The sequence below is a fragment of the Nocardiopsis sp. NPDC006938 genome (genome assembly GCF_042869555.1).
In the GTDB taxonomy this organism is placed as follows: domain Bacteria; phylum Actinomycetota; class Actinomycetes; order Streptosporangiales; family Streptosporangiaceae; genus Nocardiopsis.
Genome location: NZ_JBIAGA010000001.1, coordinates 427,686 through 445,568, shown reverse-complemented (window position 1 = coordinate 445,568; position 17,883 = coordinate 427,686). Strand labels below are relative to the sequence as shown.

At 72.6% G+C, this 17,883-nt stretch carries 11 protein-coding genes; 5 read left to right on the top strand and 6 right to left on the bottom strand.

Going from position 1 to position 17,883, the window contains the following annotated elements; genetic code table 11:
* The first annotated feature begins 153 nt into the window (after nt 1–153).
* The 4 genes from ACFYL4_RS01990 to ACFYL4_RS01975 all read left to right on the top strand — a co-directional run bounded on the left by ACFYL4_RS01990 (nt 154) and on the right by ACFYL4_RS01975 (nt 7,823).
* The gene (locus ACFYL4_RS01990; RefSeq protein ID WP_387515695.1) at nt 154–2,193 is read left to right on the top strand and encodes a glycosyl transferase family 2; all 2,040 of its coding nucleotides are present in this window, start codon (nt 154–156) and stop codon (nt 2,191–2,193) included.
* Nucleotides 2,190–3,866, top strand: a complete 1,677-nt coding sequence (locus ACFYL4_RS01985; protein ID WP_387515692.1) for a glycosyltransferase — start codon at nt 2,190–2,192, stop codon at nt 3,864–3,866. Before ACFYL4_RS01990 ends, ACFYL4_RS01985 begins: the two co-directional genes overlap by 4 nt.
* 217 nt (nt 3,867–4,083) lie before the next feature.
* Complete coding sequence (locus ACFYL4_RS01980; RefSeq protein WP_387515690.1) at nt 4,084–6,084, top strand: glycosyltransferase; 2,001 nt, start codon at nt 4,084–4,086, stop codon at nt 6,082–6,084.
* On the top strand, nt 6,081–7,823 hold the full coding sequence (locus tag ACFYL4_RS01975) for a glycosyltransferase (protein WP_387515688.1): 1,743 nt from the start codon (nt 6,081–6,083) through the stop codon (nt 7,821–7,823). Before ACFYL4_RS01980 ends, ACFYL4_RS01975 begins: the two co-directional genes overlap by 4 nt.
* A gap of 17 nt (nt 7,824–7,840) precedes the next feature.
* Here the strand turns inward: ACFYL4_RS01975 and ACFYL4_RS01970 are convergent, their stop codons facing one another.
* The 5 genes from ACFYL4_RS01970 to ACFYL4_RS01950 all read right to left on the bottom strand — a co-directional run bounded on the left by ACFYL4_RS01970 (nt 7,841) and on the right by ACFYL4_RS01950 (nt 12,689).
* Nucleotides 7,841–8,284, bottom strand: coding sequence for a VOC family protein (locus ACFYL4_RS01970; RefSeq protein WP_357758889.1), 444 nt, complete (start codon nt 8,282–8,284; stop codon nt 7,841–7,843).
* 28 nt (nt 8,285–8,312) lie between these two features.
* Nucleotides 8,313–8,768: a MaoC family dehydratase gene (locus ACFYL4_RS01965; RefSeq protein WP_357758892.1), complete on the bottom strand. Its 456-nt coding sequence runs from the start codon at nt 8,766–8,768 to the stop codon at nt 8,313–8,315.
* A gap of 73 nt (nt 8,769–8,841) precedes the next feature.
* Nucleotides 8,842–9,966 (bottom strand): enolase C-terminal domain-like protein, encoded by a 1,125-nt coding sequence (locus tag ACFYL4_RS01960; protein ID WP_357758894.1) that lies wholly within the window; start codon nt 9,964–9,966, stop codon nt 8,842–8,844.
* Nucleotides 9,967–10,206: 240 nt separating this feature from the next.
* Nucleotides 10,207–11,325, bottom strand: a complete 1,119-nt coding sequence (gene ald / locus ACFYL4_RS01955) for an alanine dehydrogenase (protein ID WP_387515684.1) — start codon at nt 11,323–11,325, stop codon at nt 10,207–10,209.
* 137 nt (nt 11,326–11,462) lie between these two features.
* Complete coding sequence (locus tag ACFYL4_RS01950; protein WP_387515682.1) at nt 11,463–12,689, bottom strand: amidohydrolase family protein; 1,227 nt, start codon at nt 12,687–12,689, stop codon at nt 11,463–11,465.
* Nucleotides 12,690–13,066: 377 nt separating this feature from the next.
* Here ACFYL4_RS01950 and ACFYL4_RS01945 point away from each other — a divergent pair, with 377 nt between their 5' ends.
* Complete coding sequence (locus tag ACFYL4_RS01945; RefSeq protein WP_387515968.1) at nt 13,067–15,268, top strand: cytochrome c oxidase assembly protein; 2,202 nt, start codon at nt 13,067–13,069, stop codon at nt 15,266–15,268.
* 2,065 nt (nt 15,269–17,333) lie between these two features.
* On the opposite strand, the gene ACFYL4_RS01940 is transcribed toward ACFYL4_RS01945, so the two are convergent.
* Complete coding sequence (locus ACFYL4_RS01940) at nt 17,334–17,876, bottom strand: ATP-binding protein (protein ID WP_387515680.1); 543 nt, start codon at nt 17,874–17,876, stop codon at nt 17,334–17,336.
* Nucleotides 17,877–17,883: the final 7 nt, after the last annotated feature.

Genomic DNA, 17,883 nt, shown 5'->3' with positions numbered 1-17,883 from the left:
CCGACACCGTCCCCGGCCCGTTGGCGGCGGCCCCTTCGAGCACCGCCTCCCGATCCGCCCTCGTGCCCGTACCGACCCACGTAGCGTTCCCTCCCGCTCCGACACCGCCCGGCAGCCCGCCCCCAGCCGCCTCCCGACCTCGAAGGCCACCCGATGATCACCACCGTCCTTCGTCACGCCCTCCGCGCTCGCGGCAAGGAACCGGCCGTGCTGTGCCACACGGGCGCGAACACCCGCGCCGAGCTGACCGGGCTGCCCACCGCCCCCGGCGACCTCGTCCTCGACCTCGACGCCCGCCCCCTCGGCGCACCCGTCCTCGACGACGACCCGGTGGCCGGTCTGGTGGCGCTGGTCGCGGCCACCACCACCGACCTCCACCGGGCCCTCACCAACGCCGTGCACCTGCCGCGCGCCGTGCACCTGGTGGCGGCCCTGGTCGCCACACCCGGCCACCAGGAACCCCCGGTGCCCGTCGGGCCGGGCCTGGGGCAGTGGCGCGACCTCCAGGAACTGCGGGTGCGCAGGGTGGGCAGCCGGGGCTGGGTATGCGAACTGTTCTTCCCCAACGCCATCGAGTCCGCACCGGTCCTGGACGCGGTCTTCCACGGCACACGCGGCCGTCGGCGCGGCCCGGCCGTCGCCCCGTCGGCCGCCCTCAACGGTGTCGAGGCGGCGCTGTGGCGGCCCGGCGACACCGGCGCCCACGGCGTGTCCGCCGAGGGGCCGGTGCCGCTGCGCCGGGTCACCCCGGTCGGCGACCTGGCCCTGCGCGCGCACGGCCCCGACGCACCCCCCGACTGGACCGACGCGAACGTGCCCGTCCTGGACCGCGCCACCACCGGCACCGACTCCTGGGAGGCGCTGACCGGACCGCACGGCCACGACCGGGCGGGCCGCTCCCCGCTCCTGGTCACCGACAGGCCCGGCGCCGACCCCGTCCACCACGTCGCGCCCGTCGACGAGACCACCGTCAACCCCACCGGGTTCACCAAGGCCGAGAAGGGCCCCTTGGGCGACCTCACCCTGCGCGGCGACTCCGCCGTGGTCGCGGACGGCCGGAAGGACCTCGTCACGGTCGCCCCGGACGGCACCGTCACGGACGTCGACCTGTCCCGCCTGCGCCACCTGCGCGGGGTGCGGGTGGACTGGTCCGGTCACAGCGGCCCGCACGCGGCCGTGCGCGCGGTGGCGTCCCTGGCGGCCGGGGGCGTGCCGCTCGTCAGCGGCCCGGTCCCCGCCTGGGCGGCCGGGCTCGGAGCGCCGCTCACCGCGCTGCTCGGCTCCGCCGCCGAGGCCGACCTCTCCGACCGGCTGGCCCGCGAGGAGTACAGCGTCCGCCTGCGCCGCGCCGCCCTGTACACCCACGGACAGCGCTCCCGCTGGCGGGCCCTGGCAGCCGAGGCCGGGGTCCCCGTGCCCCCGGCGCCCCGGGTGTCGGTCATCCTGTGCACCCGCCGTCCCGACATGGTGGGCTTCGCCCTCGCCCAGATCGCCCGCCAGCGCGGCGTGGACGTGGAGACCGTCCTCACCCTGCACGGCTTCCCCGCCTCGCTGCCCCGGGTGCGGGCCGCCGTCGACGCCTACCGGGCCACCGGCCTGCCCCTGGTCGTGCACGAGGCGCCCGCCGACCGGGTCTTCGGCGCCGTCCTCAACGACTCCGTCGCCCTGGCCTCCGGCGACCTCCTCGCCAAGTGGGACGACGACGACTGGTACGGCCCCGAACACCTGGCCGACCTGGTCCTGGCCCGCACCTACTCGGGCGCCGAACTGGTCGGTACCGGCCAGGACTTCGTCTTCCTCCAGGAGATCGACCTCATGGTCTGGCGCAGCCGGGAGTCGGAGACCGCCACCCGGTTCATCGCCGGTGGCACGATCCTCACCGACCGCGTGGTGCTGGAGGAGACCGGCGGGTTCCGCCCGCTGCCCCGCGCCATCGACACCCAGCTGCTCATCGCCGTCACCCGTGGCGGCGGCCGCGTCCACCGCACCCACGGGCTGGGCTACGTGCTGCGCCGCACCGGCGGCGGCCACACCTGGTCCGAGGACATGGCCTACTTCCTGCACAACTACGCCCGACAGTGGTCCGGCTGGCGGCCCAGCTCACTCCTGGAGGGCGAGCCCGCCCCGCTGGGGAGCGGAGCCGAAGACGGACGGCCGGTCGGGACCACACAGCACACGGGGGGACACCCTTGACCAGTACCGAAGAACACGCCGCCCCGGCCGTGGGCCCGGTCTCCGACACGGGTCCGGCGATCGTGCCCGGGGAACCGCTGCCCCGAGGCGCGGTGGACTTCGGCGGCCAGCTCCGCCTGCGCCGCAACGACTACGCCCCGCTCACCCCGCCCGTGCTGGGGGAGTGGACGCCGACGCTGTCGGTGAGCGTGGTGATCCCCGCGCACGGCCACCCCGAGAAGCTGGCGTTGGTGCTGGCGTCGCTGGCGGCCCAGAGCTACCCGGCGCACCTGATGGAGGTGGTCGTGGTGGACGACGGATCGCCCGAGCCCCTGACCCTGCCGGAGGTGCGTCCGGAGAACACGCGGCTGATCACCTCGGCGCCCGGCGGCTGGGGTTCGGGACACGCGGTCAACACCGGTGTCGCGGCCTCCTCGGGACAGGTGGTGCTGCGTCTGGACGCCGACATGCTCGTCTACCGCGAGCACGTGGAGTCGCAGATGCGCTGGCACCACCAGATCGACTACGGGGTCGCCCTCGGTCACAAGATGTTCGTGGACTTCGACCCGGCCGCGATGACCCCCGCACACGTGCGGGACGAGGTGGCCGCCGGGCGCGCCGAGCTGTTGTTCGACCGGGAGGGCGCCGACCCGCACTGGGTGGAGCGGCTCATCAACAAGAACGACCGGCTGCGCACCGCCGGACGCCTCTCCTACAAGGTGTTCGTCGGCGCCACCGGGTCGCTGCACCGGAGCCTGTTCGAGACGGCGGGCGGCCTGGACGCCGCGCTGGTCCTGGGCGGCGACACCGAGTTCGCCTACCGGGTGGCCCAGAGCGGCGCCGTGTTCGTTCCCGACCTCGACACCAGCAGTTGGCACCTGGGACGCTCACAGATGCAGACGCGGCGCGACGCGGGCACCCGCTACCGGATGCCGTTCGTCTCCAACCGGGTGCCCGACTTCCACCTGCGCCGCAAGCACCCCGAGCGCCAGTGGGAGGTGCCGCTGGTCGACGTCGTACTGGACGCCGCCGGGCACACCCTGGAGGAGGTCGACGCCACCGCCGCCGCCCTGTTGGCCGGTACGACGCCGGACCTGCGCCTGTGGCTCGTGGGGCCCTGGGACTCGTTGGACGAGGACCGCCGTTCCCCGCTCGACGAGGAGCACCTGGACCTGCGCCTGATCCGCGAGACCTTCCGGGGCGACCCGCGCGTGCGGTTCGTGGCCGCCGCCCCCCAACGCGACCCCCGGGTGACCTTCCGGCTCACCGTGGGCGCCGGGACGGCCCCCTCCCCGGACGCCCTGGGGGACCTGGTCAAGGAGATCGACAGGGAGGGCGCCGGTCTGCTCTGCGCCCCACTGCCCGGGGCCACGCGGAGCGACGGGGTCCTGCGCCTGGAGCGGGCCTCCGCCTTCGCCCGCGCCCTGCACCTGGAACCGGGGGCGACCGGCACGGACCTGGACCGCGTGGTGGAGCTGACCTGCGGCACGCACTGGATTCCGGGGGAGCCGTTCGTGGTCGACCCCGGCGCCGAGGAGGTGTCCGAGGACCGTCCCGAGGTGGTCCGGAACCGTCTGGACCGGGCCCTGGCCGAGGCCGACCGGCTCCGCGCGCGGGCTGAACGGGCCGAGCGCAAGCTGCGCTGGTTCACCCCCGGTCTCACCCGGAGGGTGCTGCGCAGGCTGGCCCGCTGATCGGAACTACCGGGCACGCCGCGGGGGCCGGAGTCGCGGCCGGGCCGTGGGTCCGACTCACGGGGCCGGACCCCAGTGGCAGGGGTGGTTCTGTCCCCGTGACGGACACGCCGTGACGGTAAGTCACCGTGTGTGACGGGAGTGGCTAGGGTGGGGCGGTGTGGCCGGTCAGGGCCGGTTCGCACCTCCAGCCCACTCCGAACCCCGGGGTCGCCCGATGATCCACTCCGTCCTACGCCAGGCGCTGCGCACGCGCGGCGACGAACCGGCCGTCCTCTGCCACACCGGGGACCGCGAGTCGACCCTGAAGGCGCTCTCCGGACTACGGCTGCGCCCCGGCGACCTGCGTGTCGACCTCGACCACCACCCCCTCGGCGAACCGTTCGCGATCGCCGGGGTGGGCGGTCAGGACCAGCCGGACGCGGTCGGGCTCGTCGCCGTCGTGGCGGCCAGCCTCACCGACCTGCGCCGCCACCTGGTCACCGTCCAGGCCCTGCCGCGCACCGTCCACCTCGTCACGGTGGTCGTCGACACCCCGGGCCACCACGGGCCGCTCGTCCCCGGCCCGCCGGGCATCGACGAGTGGAACGACCTCCTCGAGTCGCGCGTGCGCCGTGTGGGCAAGCGCGGCTGGATCTGCGAGCTGTTCTTCCCCAACTCCGTCGAGACCGGCCAGGCCCTCGACTGCGTGGTGCACGGCACCACCGGGGGCCGTCGCGGAGGCCGGGTCACCCCGCTGGCGGGGGTGCAGGGTGTGGGCGCGGCGCGGTGGCGCCCCGGTGACACGGCCGCCACCGGGGTGAGCGCCACCGGACCCGTGCCGCTGCGCCGGGTCTCGCCCGTGTCCGACCTCGTGGTCCGCGCGGGCGACAGACAGCCGCCGCTGTGGGAGGACGCCGTCGTCCCCCACCTCGACGTACCGGCCGTGGGGGCCCGCGCCGACGTGTCCGACCCCGTCACGTCCCTCGCCCCGATCGACGAACAGTGCGTCAACCCCGTGGGCTTCACGAAGAAGGCCGGCGGACCCCTGGGTGACCTGTCCGCCCGGGGCGGGCGCACCGTCCTCCGTGAGGGGGAGAAGGTCCTGGCCACCGTCCCCGAGGACGGCACCGTCACCGACCTGGACGTGGGCCGGGTCCGCTACCTGCGCGGGGTACGGGTCGACTGGTCCGGGCACGCGCGACCGGTCGCCGTGGTGCGGGCCGTGGTCGCGCTGGCCGCCGCCGGGGTGCCCGTGGTCAGCGGGCCGGTTCCCGACTGGGCGGCGGCGCTGGGACCGGAGCTCACCGCCACGCTGACCCGCCTGGACGCGACCGAGCTGGCCGACCCGCTCAGCCGGGAGGAGCACAGCGTGCGTCTGCGGCGCGCCGCGCTGCGCGCCCACGGGCAGCGGGCCCGATGGCGGGCGCTGGCCGAACGCGCCGGGGTCCCGGTGCCGCCCGACCCGCTGGTGTCGGTGATGCTGTGCACCCGCCGTCCGGAACTGGTGGGGTTCGCGCTGGCCCAGGTGGCCCGTCAGCGCGGGGTGCGGTTCGAGCTGGTCCTGGCCCTGCACGGGTTCTCCGCGGGCCACCCCGAGGTCGGGCCCGCCGTGGCGGAGTTCGCCGCGACCGGCATCCCGATCACCGTGTACGAGGCCCCGGCCGACCAGGTGTTCGGCGCCGTCCTGAACGACGCGGTCGACCGCACGTCCGGCAGCGTCGTGGCCAAGTGGGACGACGACGACTGGTACGGCCCCGAGCACCTCGCCGACATGGTGATGGCCCGCGCCTACTCCTGCGCCGACCTGGTCGGCGTCACCCAGGACCTGGTGTACCTGGAGGAGCTCGACCTCACCGTGTGGCGGAGCTACCAGACGGAGAAGCCGTCTCCGGACGTGGTGGGCAGCACGATCGTCGTCGACCGCTCCGTGCTGCGCGACGTCGGCGGCTTCCGCCCGCTGCCCCGGGCGATCGACAGCCAGCTCCTCCTCGCGGTCCGCCGCCACAGTGGTCGGATCTACCGCACCCACGGCCTCGGCTACCTGCTGCGCCGGGCCGGACAGGGACACACCTGGGGTGCCGACATGGGCTATTTCCTCCGCAGGAGCACCCGGCAGTGGTCCGGCTGGCGGCCGAGCTCGCTGCTGGAGGGTGAACCCGCGCCGTTGGGCCGGCCGGAGTCCGGCCCCGGGCGGACCCTGCTCCGGACCACCGAGTACACGGGAGGACAGTCGTGACCAGTGCGGACAACGTCTCCAAACGCGGCCCGGAGACCCGGGCCGACACCCGGGTCCGGGTCGGGATGGTCCCGGAACAGGGGCGGGAGCGGCGGCGGACCGGAGCGGATCGGTACACGGCGCCGCAGGGCCAGCCCCTGGTGTTCCGCAACGACTACGCCCCGCTCACCCCGCCCGTGCTGGGGGAGTGGACGCCGACGCTGTCGGTGAGCGTGGTGATCCCCGCGCACGGCCACCCCGAGAAGCTGGCGTTGGTGCTGGCGTCGCTGGCGGCCCAGAGCTACCCGGCGCACCTGATGGAGGTGGTCGTGGTGGACGACGGATCGCCCGAGCCCCTGACCCTGCCGGAGGTGCGTCCGGAGAACACGCGGCTGATCACCTCGGCGCCCGGCGGCTGGGGTTCGGGACACGCGGTCAACACCGGCGTGGCCGCCTCCACGGGGCGGGTGGTGCTGCGTCTGGACGCCGACATGCTCGTCTACCGCGAACACGTGGAGTCGCAGATGCGCTGGCACCACGTGGTGGACTACGCCGTGGTGATGGGCCACAAGATGTTCGTGGACTTCGACCCGGCCGCGATGACCCCCGCACACGTGCGGGACGAGGTGGCCGCCGGGCGCGCCGAGCTGTTGTTCGACCGGGAGGGCGCCGACCCGCACTGGGTGGAGCGGTTCATCGACCGCCACGACCGGTTGCGTTCGGCCCACCACGAGGCGTTCAAGGTGTACGTGGGGGCGACCGGGTCGCTGCACCGGAGCCTGTTCGACGCGGCGGGCGGCCTGGACCCGGAGATGATCCTGGGCGGCGACAGCGAGTTCGGCCACCGGGTGGCCCAACGGGGCGCGGTGTTCGTTCCGGACCAGGAGACCAGCAGTTGGCACCTGGGTCGTTCGCAGATGCAGGAGAAGAGGGACGCCGGGACGCGCTACCGGATGCCCTACGTGGCCAACCGGGTGCCCGACTTCCACCTGCGCCGCAAACGCGCCGAGCGTCTGTGGGAGGTGCCGCTGGTCGACGTCGTGCTCGACGTGGCCGGGCACACGCTGGAGGAGGTCGACGCCACCGCCGCCGCGCTGCTGACCGGTACGACGCCGGACCTGCGCCTGTGGATGGTGGGCCCGTGGGGGCGGTTGCGGGATGAGCGCCGTTCGCCGCTGGAGGAGGACGACCTCGACCTGAGGCTGGCGCACGAGACCTTCCGGGGCGACCCGCGTGTGCGGTTCGTCGAGAGCGAGCCGGGCACGGACCCGCGCGTACCGCACCGGCTGTACCTGGAGGCGGGCGCCGAACTCTACCCGAGGGCCGTCGCGGAGATGGTGCACGCCTGCGACACCCACGCGGTGGGCCTGCTGTGCGCGCCCATGCCGGGCGCGCTCACCGCGGAGGAGGGCATGGTGCGCCTGGAGCGCACCGCCGCGTTCGCGCGGGCCCGCCACCTCGACCCGGAGGCGTCCGGGCGGGAGCTGGACCGGCTGGTGGAGGAGGTCCACGGCATCCACTGGATGCCCGCGACCGACCTGGTCCGCGCCTCGGACGAGGAGGAGGCCCGGTTGGAGGCTCCGGCGGCCGCCCCACCGGAGGAGGCCGACGCTCCGGACGTGGCGCGGCTCCGCGCCGACCTGGAGCAGGCCCGGGCCCGGAGCGATCGCATGCGCCGCCGGGCCGAGCGGGCCGAGCGCAAACTGCGCTGGTTCACCCCGGGGCTGGTCCGCCGGGCGCTGCGCCGTGTGGCCCGGTAGGGCCCGGAACCGGTCGGTCAGTCGCCGAAGGACGTGAGCGAGCCCCGGGCGTCGAACCGCGCGCCCGGGGCCCAGGCGATCTCCCAGCGGTTGCCCTCGGGGTCGGCGACGTAGGCCGACCTCCCGCCCCAGGGCCGGGGCGCGGGTTCGGCCACCGCCCGGGCGCCCGCCCGCACGGCGGCGGCGAACGCCTCGTCGACCTGCCCGGGGGTGTCGACGTTGCACGCGAGGGTGAATCCGGACCAGCCCGCCGAGGCGGGGACCTCGCCCTCGGCGGCCTCGGCGGCCAGTTCCCCCACGGGGAACAGGGAGAGCAGGACCCCGCCCAGGAGGAACCCCGTCCAGTCGTCGGAGCCGGAGGACAGTTCCTCCCAGCCGAGGGCCTGGTAGAACCGGCGCAGCGACGGTAGGTCCCGCGCGCCGAGGGTGACCACGGTCAGGCGCGGTGGAGGTACGGACACGCCAAGAGGGTAGGCCGTTCCGCCCGGGCTAGGGAACCCACAGGCCGAGGGCGGTGGCGACGAGGGCGGGGCGGTCGCGGTTCTCGATCTCCACGGTGTGCTCGGTGGCGACCAGGTACCCCTTGGGCGTCTCGCGGACCTCGCCCAGCACGACGGCGTCGCGCACCCGCGACCCCACGGTGACCGGTTGGAGGAAGCGCACCCGGTCGAGCCCGTAGTTGATGGACATGCTCGGCTTGCGGGTGAGGGAGATCAGGCTCTGGGAGAAGTGGGCCAGCAGCGACAGCGACAGGTAACCGTGCGCGATGGTGGCGCCGAAGGGGCCCCGGGCGGCACGCTCCGCGTCCTGGTGAATCCACTGGTGGTCGTCGGTCGCGTCGGCGAACAGGTCGACGCGGTCCTGGGTGATGGTCAGCCAGTCGGTCCGGCCCAGGGGTTCACCCTGGGCGGCGACGACCTCCTGGACGTCGGCGAACACGCGCACCGCGCCTCCACGTGCGTCGGGGTCCGGCACCGGGTCCGGACTCGGTGCCGCAAGGGTACCTAACGGCGTTCGGTTATGGGGAGGTCTCCGGCGCCGAATGCGTCCCGTGGCCCACGACCACCGTCCGGGACGTGTACCCCGACAGCGCCGCCCGGTCCACGTCGTGCCCCAGACCGCTCTCGGCCAACGGCACCGGCACCACCCCGTCGTGCGCACGCACCGGCGGAACCACCAGGTCACGGCCGCGCCCGCCCGATCCCCGCACCTCCACCGGCAGGGTCGCCCCCGCCAGCGAGGCCAGCGCGACCGTCGCCGCGCGCCCCACCCCCGTCACGGCCGAGGACCCGCACCACACCTGCCAACCGGCGTCGACGGCCCGGTCGACCGCCCGTCGAGCGGCCGTCAGCCCGCCCAACCTGGCAGGGTCCACGCTCACCGCGCGGCCCGCCTCCGCCAGGATCGCCTCGCGCAGGTCCTCCACCGACGACAACGACCGGTACAGGGCCACCGGCGTGCGCAGTTCGGCCGACAGGCGCGCGTGCGCGCCCAGGTCACCGGCGGCGAAGGGGTCCTCGATGGTGAGCAGCCCCAACGCGTCCAACGACCGCAGGGCGTCCAGGTCCGAGGGCGACTCCGTGTACCGTCCGCCCGCGTCCACCTGGAGCACCAGGAACGGGAAGCTGGACTGCACCGCACGCACCACGTCGGTGTCCCACCCCGGCTCGACCTCCAGCCTGATCCGCCGGAAGCCCGCACCCACCCGGCGGTTCACCTCGGTGACCACCGACTCCAGGGTCGACTGCCGGGGCAGGGTCGCCCCCGCCGTGAGGGCGGTGCGCTCACCACCCAGCGCGTGGGCCAGCGGCGTGGAGCGCTGACGGCTCCACAGGTCCCAGCACGCGGTGTCCAGGGCCCCGGTCAGGGCCGGGTCCCAGGGCAGGTCGGCGAAGGCGTCGGCCACCTCGGTCGGGCGGCGCCAGGCGTGCTCCAGCAGCGCCGGAGCGTAGTCGCGGGCGAGCCCCTCCCACTGCTCGGCGGTGGCCCGGGCCACCTCGCCCCAGCCGCTCACCCGGCCGTCGGACACCCGGACCAGCACCGGAACGGAACCGTCGGAACCGCGCCCGGCCAGCGAAGGCCGCAACCGCACGAGTTCGAGCTCGACGATCCGGGTCACCGTTACCGCTCCGGTGTGTGTCACTACAGTCCCCACCTCATGTGCTCGGGCCCCGGTCACGGGCCCCGCCACCGGAGGGGCCACCCCTCGACGGTACCCCCGCCGTCGCGGCCCGACCACCCCGTGACGAGGCACGAATGCGACCGGTGACCCCAGGTGGGACGGGTTCGGGGCGGGACGGTCGGCGGCGCGTCGGGCCGGTCACACCGAGGAGGGGCCGCCCGAACGGACGACCCCCCGTGTTCCCGCGCTCCCGTGGCGCCCCTAGGAGGCCAGGACCTCCGAGAGCGAGCGGTACTTGAGCCCGTGCGCCTCGGCGACCGGGGCGTACACCAGCTCCCCGCCGAAGGTGTTGAGACCCTCCGCCAGGGCGGCGTCGTCCCGCAGGGCCTGCTTCCACCCCTTGTCCGCCAGGGCCACCGTGTACGCCAGGGTGTCCTTGGTCAGGGCGTGCGTGGAGGTGTTGGGCACCGCGCCCGGCATGTTGGCCACGCAGTAGAACACGGTGTCGTGCACGGCGAAGGTCGGGTCGTCGTGCGTGGTGGGCCGCGAGTCCTCGAAGCACCCGCCCTGGTCGATCGCGATGTCGACCAGCACCGCGCCCGGGCGCATCCGCGAGACCAGCTCGTTCGTGACGAGCTTGGGCGCCTTCGCACCGGGCACCAGGACCGCGCCGATCACCATGTCGGACTCCAGCACCGACAGCTCGAGCTCGAAGGCGTTGGAGACCACCGTCTTGACCTGGCCCCGGTACAGCGCGTCCACGTGGCGCAACTTGTTGACGTTGAGGTCGAGCACGGTCACGTTCGCGCCCATGCCCACGGCGATCTGGGTCGCGTTGAGCCCGGACACCCCGGCGCCGATCACGGTGACGTTGGCCGGGCGCACCCCCGGGACCCCGCCCATCAGCACGCCCCGCCCGCCGTTGGGGCGCTGGAGGGTCACCGAGCCCACCTGCGGGGCCAACCGCCCGGCCACCTCGGACATGGGGGCGAGCAGCGGGAGCGAACCGTCGGGCAGCTGCACGGTCTCGTAGGCGATACCGGTGACCCCGCGCTCCAGGAGCGCGTCCGTGCACTCGCGGGAGGCGGCCAGGTGCAGGTACGTGAAGAGGGTCTGGCCCTCGCGCATCCGGTGGTACTCGGCGGGGACGGGCTCCTTGACCTTGAGGATCAGGTCGCCGGTGGCCCACACCTCGTCGGCGGTGCCCAGGACGGTGGCCCCGGCCGCGGCGTACTCCTCGTTGGTGATCGAGGACCCCGCACCGGCGTCGTGTTCGACGTAGACCTCGTGACCCCGGCGGGTCAGTTCGTGGGCTCCCGCCGGGGTGATCGCCACCCGGTACTCGTGGTTCTTGATCTCACGGGGCACACCGATGCGCACGGTTCCTCCAACTGGTATCGCCATTGACACCTTCCACTGTGACCTGCGAGGGCGTGCTCACACCATCGCCAACGTGCATGGCCCTGCACTGCCATGTTGACAGGCTGTAAGCCCGATGTGTGTGGTGTGACACGGGTCTAGCGCTGATGCGGCCCGGGGCGGGACGCACGCCCCGCCACCCAGGTCCGCCGCACCCGACCGGTCAGACGCATCCCCGCGTAGGGGCTCGGGTCCTGGTGCGGCACCGCGACGGTCACCTGGTCCTCGAAGGCCACCAGGTCGGCGTCGTACCCCTCCTCCACACGCCCCCGGCCGCTCAGCCCCACGAGGTCCGCCGGCTCCTGGGCGGTCCACCGCGCCAGGTCGGCCAACGACCGGCCGCGCCTGCGCGCCGCCGTCCACAGCGCCGACAGGCTCCACTCCAGGGTGTACAGCCCGATCGCGGGCAGGTGCCCCGAACCCACCGTCCGGATCGGGGAGTCGGGCTCCAGCAGCGAACTCCACAACGCCTTGCGGTTGGCGTCCGACCGCAACGGCGGACGGCACCCGTGCACCGCGGACCCCGGCCCCGGGAACTCCGAGGGCAGACACAGGTAGTGCGGGCAGGTGTGCGCGGTCAGCCCCACCCCCACCGACCCGGCGGCGGCGAGCAGGGCGGCGCACTCGGCGGCGGTGAACGGCGCCACGTGCGTACGCGCCCCCGCCACCCGCGCCGCCGCGATCACCCGTTCGAGCCCCCGCCGCTCGGCCCGGGGCGGCCGCTGGTCCGCCGACACCGGCGGCGAGCCCAGCTCGCGCGCGTCCTCGGCGTGCACCAGCAGCAGGCCGTTCAGGGTGGCGATCTCGGCCATGGTCTTGCGCAGGTGCGCGTCGCCCAGCGCGGCCATGTCCGGGGCCCCGCCGTCCGACAACGACCCCTGGAAGGCCACCACCCCTCCCGCGTGCAGGTCCGTCAGGTCCAGCGGACTCGTGCCGTGCGTGACCCCGCCCAGGAAGAACACCGAGACCTCGGCCCCCGCCGCCGCCCGCTGGTGCACCTGGAGGGAGTCGGCGCAGGTGATCGCCGGACGGCCGGGGGCGGGCGCGACCACCGCGCAGGTGACACCGCCGCGCAGCGCCGCCTCGCCCATCCGCCGGTAGGACTCCGCCAGTTCCTCCCCGGGGGCGTGCACGCCGGTACCGAGGTCGACCGCGCCGGGCAACAGGGCCGTGTCGCCGAGGTCGACCACCTCACCGGTCGACATCGCCGCCGAGTAGGGGCGGACCGCCTCGATACGGCCGTCGCGAACTCCCACGCTGACCGGCCTGATCCCCCCGGGGACCACCGTTCGCGTGGAACGGATGACACTGTCGAACTCGGGCATCGCCCTCCCCCTTCGTGCGCTTCTCTGTCGTCGTCGATCTGGGAGCCGCGGAGGGGGCGCGGCGGTGCGAGGTGACGGGCGCGAGGGGGTGGTCCGTGACCTCCTGTAGGGATGTCGAGCGTATCGCGAAGGCCCTCCGACGAAGGGGGAAACGTCACTTCTTGCGGGCCCCGTGCCGAACCCGGCGGGGATTTCCGGCACTAGGGGGGTGGGCGGACGGACCCAAGTCCGACACTGTGTAGTAAACGGACTAACCTTGGTCGAGGTGTCCCTCCGCGCCAGGTCCCCGCCGGAGCCCGAAGGACGGCAAGGTGCGCAAGACCGGTGCGGCCGGGGCCCTGACCTGCAAACCGACCGACTCGACGACGGAGTGGCGCGTGGCTCCTCCCGCCCAGAACGACACATCTCCCAAGGACAATCAGGACCAGGCCCCCGGAACCGCGAACGCTCCCGTCTACGCCCTGGCCGCCGTACTCGTGTGCACGGTCGCCCTGGGCGCCACCCTCATCCTGGGCGGCGCGGTCTTCGCGCAGATCATCCCCGGCATGGAACGGTTCGACTCCGGCGAGTTCGTCCGCTGGGGCATGCCCATCGCCAAGACGGTCATGGACACCGCCGCCGTCCTGACCATCGGCCTCATGCTCATGGCGGTCGTCCTGCTCGGCTCGGACAAGGGACAGCTGACCCCGCAGGCCATCGGCTACGTCCGCGCCGGAACCTGGACCGCCCTCGGGTGGGTCGTCGGCGCCGTCGGCACCCTGTACTTCCAGACCGCCGAGTTCCTCGGCAGGCGCGCGGGCCAGGTGACCGTCGACGAGGTCACCGCCTTCGCCGGGTCGGTCGGCTCCGGCGTGGCGCTGATGTTCGTCATCCTCATCGCCACCGGCATCGCCCTGTTCGGGCGCACCATCACCACCGCCACCGGCGGACTGTGGCTGCTCGTCGCGTCCCTGGTGGCCGTCACCCCGCCCGCCCTCACCGGCCACGCCGCCTCCTCCGGCGCGCACGAGCTCGCCGTCACCGGACTCGCCCTGCACCTGGTCTCCATCTGCGCGTGGGTGGGCGGGCTGACCGTGGTCACCTACCACGCCATGCGCAAGGACGGCCAGGAACCGGCCGTGGCCGCGCACCGGTTCAGCCGCATGGCCCTGTGGGCCTACGTCGGCGTGGCCGTCAGCGGCGCCGCCAGCGCGCTGGCGCGCCTGTACTCCGTCAACGACCTGCTCGGCACCGAGTACGGCCGCATCATCCTGGTGAAGGTCGTCCTGTTCGTTGTCCTGGGCTTTCTCGGCAACGCGCACCGGACCCGGGTGCTGACCCGGATCGACGCCGCCCCCGGCGGCAAGGCGGGCTACTCCTTCCGCCGCCGGAGCTTCCTGCGCCTGGCCGGGGCGGAGGTCATGATCATGGCCGCCGTCATCGGCGTGTCCGTCGGCCTCGGGCGCACCCCGCCGCCGTCGGCGCCGGCCGAGACCGTCCAGGACCCGGCCGCCGCCATCCTCGGCTTCGCCATCCCGCCCGCGATGAGCCTGGAGACGGTGCTCACCCTGTGGCGGCCCGACCTGTTCTTCATCCTGTTCGTCGTGGTCGCGGCGGTCCTCTACCTCGGCGGGGTGTGGCGTCTGGTCCAGCGCGGTGACTCGTGGCCCGTGGGCCGCACCGTCGCGTTCGTGCTGGGCCTGCTCACCATCGTGGCGGTACAGCTCAGCGGGTTCGCGACCTACGCCATGATCATGTTCTCCATGCACATGATCCAACACATGGTGCTGGCCATGGTCACACCGATCCTGCTGGTGCTCGGCGCCCCGGTGACCCTGGCGCTGCGCGCGCTCAGGCCCGCCCAGACCCGCGGCGACCGGGGGCCGCGCGAATGGCTGAACGCCTTCCTGAACAGCCGGTTCTCGAAGATCGTGACCCACCCGGCGGTGGCCGCCCCCATCTTCGTGTTCAGCCCCTACGCGCTGTACTTCACCCCGCTGTTCCCCACCCTCATGAACGACCACCTCGGTCACCTGTTCATGGGCGTGCACTTCCTGATCTCCGGATTCCTCTTCTACTGGGTGATCGTCGGCATCGACCCGGCGCCCCGCAGGGTCCCGTTCCTGCTCAGGATTCTCCTGCTGCTGGTGGCGATGGGCTTCCACGCGTTCTTCGGCATCGCGATCATGGAACAGGCCACCCCGATGGCCATGCAGTACTACGGGCAGTTCGAGATCCCCTGGATGGCCGACCAGGCCGCCGACCAGTACGCGGGCGGCGGGATCGCCTGGGCGTTGGGGGAGATCCCCACCGTCATGGTGATGCTGGCGCTGGTGGTGCAGTGGTCGCGCGACGACGAGCGCCAGGAGCGTCGCAGGGAGCGGCACAGCCGTCGCGGTGGTTCCGACGACGCCGACATGGACGACTACAACGCCTACCTCGCCGAGCTCGACCGCCGAGCCAAGGCGGCAGCCGGAGGGGTAACGGCGGCTGGTGGTGGTGTTGGGAGTGCCGGTGGTGGTGCTGGTGGTGGTGCTGCGTCCGGTGGTGACGGTGCTGGTGGTGAGACTGACGCCAGCGAAGGCACCGGCAAGGAGTAGGCAGCGCCAGTAGACGGTAGTCAGTGGTGAGGATTCAGCGGCGGTAGCGGTAGGGAGAAGAGCCGCCTGCTTGAGGGGGTGCGTCCGTCCGGGGCGCGCCCCCTTTCCTTTGGGTCGGTGTGGTCTGTGAGTTCTGCGGTTGTGGTTGTTGTTTGTAGCGGGCTCTACGGCCTGTGGTTGATGTGAGCTGTGGGTACGGCGGTTGTGGTTGATGTGAGCTGTGGGTACAGGGCCTGTGGTTGCCGTAGCGCGAGGGTTCTACGGCCAACCCGTTTATCCCTTTGGGCCGGTAGGTCCTGTGCGGCTTACTGCGTACCCCTTGTGTGTTGAGGACTCCGGTCAGGGCGGGGTGTGTGGATGGTGCTCTGCCCGGACCGCACTTGGCGGTTGTGTTTTCGTGTGACACGACTGGCAGGAAAGGGCCAAGCACGGCACCGGGCCACCCCCCAGGACAACTGATGTGTTCGAGAGATGCGTGTCCCCCGGACTGGTAAAAACCCCCGCCGTCCGGGCGCCGCTTGCCGCTCTACGGCCAACCCGCTCTCCTGAACCCAGCACTCACGTGCACGTTTGTACCCCGCTGTGGTTGAGGGGGTTTGCGCCGTGCGGCTTACTACCGCACGTGACTGAGGTTCCCACCCCCTGGGGGTTGAGGGGGCACCGAAGTGCTTGGGTCACCACCACGGGGTGAAGGGGGAAGCTCCCCTCAGGGGTCGCAACAACACGTGGCGGGGGTTCACACCCCTCGTGGTGCTGGTGGGCGCGCTGTCACAGGCGTGAAGCAGACTCCAACGCAGACCCCTCAACCCCCAGGGGTTGGTCGCCCCCATCACGCACAGTAGTAAGCCGCGCGGCGCAACGCACCCCGGACACAGCGGGGTACAGCTGAAGGCGAGGTTTCCCCTTCACCCCCAGGGGGTTGGAACCCCAGCCATGTGCGGTAGTGAGCCGCGCGGCGCAACGCACCCCGGACACGGCGGGGTACAAACCTGCGGGTACGCGCTTTCCTGTGGTGAGCGGGTTGGCCGTAGAGCGGTAGGCGGTGCTCGGACGGCGGGGGTTTTTACCAGTCCGGGGGACACGCATCTCTCGAACACATCAGTTGTCCTGGGGGGTGGCCCGGTGCCGTGCTTGGCCCTTTCCTGCCAGTCGTGTCACACGAAAACACAACCGCCAAGTGCGGTCCGGGCAGAGCACCATCCACACACCCCGCTCTGATTGGAACGCTCAGCGCACAAGGGGTACGCAGTAAGCCGCACAGGACCTACCGGCCCAAAGGGATAAGCGGGTTGGCCGTAGAACCCTCGCGCTACGGCAACCACAGGCCCTGTACCCACAACTCACACCAACCACAGACCGTAGAACACATCCACAAACAGCAACCACAGCCCCTGTACCCACAGCTCACATCAACTACAGACCGTAGAACGTCCAGTCGTGCTCAGCCCCAGCGGGTTTCGATGCTGGAGACCGGTGGTCCGCCCTACCACTGACACCGCTACGGGGAAGTGGAACGGAGGCTCCCAGCGCGCGCGGTGATGGGCCCCCGGAATGACGACTCTTGATCACGTATGAACTGCTCTCTGCGGACTCAGCGATGACGGGGCCCGGCGTGTGCACCGGACCCCGTCCTTGTTGTTCGACTAGATCGGGATTCCGAAGTTGCGTGAGTGGTCCCGGGTTTCCAGGGTGTTCAATCCGTGGAAGAGGGTGGTTCCGACAGCGGTGGCGAGCCAATTCCACCAGCGGCGCGGGGCCCGGTGACGGCCCCGAGCACGTACGGGGACCCGCTCAGCCCGAGCGTCGGCGGCTGCCTGTCGGGCTTGGCGGGCGGCTTGTTCGCGGTGGCGGCGGGCGACCTTGACCCAGTGCGGGACGGGGCCGTGCCGGAGCATGTACGCGACCCGGGGATTGTCGCCCATCTGACGCAACAGCCGCTCCTGACGATCCTGGTGCGACTCCGAGCGAACTGGGACGGCTCGCAGGGAACGCGGGTTCGGTCGGGAGAAGCGTTCGCCTCGGGGTGCGGTCAGGACCGACCGCACTTGAGTGCTGACGTGCGCCGTCATCGGGTACCCCCAGCGGTGAGCAGCATGGGCAGGGTGAACTCGGCCCAGATGACCGTGCCCAGTCCTTCGCAGAAGGGGAAGTCCAGCACGGGCCGGAACCCCCACTTCGACGCCAGCTCACCCATGAGCAGCAGGCCTCGGCCGCGTTCGGCCTGCTCCCAGTCCTTGCGGGTGCGCCTGCGCGGAACCCTCGGGAGGGAGTCCACGATGGTGTCCGTCCTGGTGCCGTCGTCGATGATCGACACCCTCACCAGGCCCGGGACCGGTGCTTCCAGGGTTCGGACCACCCTGCCGTCCGGGTCCTGTCCCGAGCGGGAGTGCTCGCAGGCGTTGGCGAACATCTCGCTCACGCACAACACCATCTCCTCCCGCACCTCGGCCGGGAGGGAGAGCAGGCGGTTCAGGTCGGTGTTCATGTCGGAGCGGACTCGGCTGATCTGGGCGAGCTGTCCCGGGTAAACCCGGCACTCCCACCGGGACTCCGCCGGGGGAGGGTTGTTCGTGTGGTTCAGGGCAGGGGTGTGCGGCACAATAGCCATGTCGGCA

Coding starts and splice junctions, on each gene's coding strand:
- ACFYL4_RS01950 (WP_387515682.1), bottom strand. CDS start 12,689: ATGCCCGAGTTCGACAGTGTCATCCGTTCCACGCGAACGGTGGTCCCC.
- ACFYL4_RS01980 (WP_387515690.1), top strand. CDS start 4,084: ATGATCCACTCCGTCCTACGCCAGGCGCTGCGCACGCGCGGCGACGAA.
- ACFYL4_RS01940 (WP_387515680.1), bottom strand. CDS start 17,876: ATGGCTATTGTGCCGCACACCCCTGCCCTGAACCACACGAACAACCCT.
- ACFYL4_RS01990 (WP_387515695.1), top strand. CDS start 154: ATGATCACCACCGTCCTTCGTCACGCCCTCCGCGCTCGCGGCAAGGAA.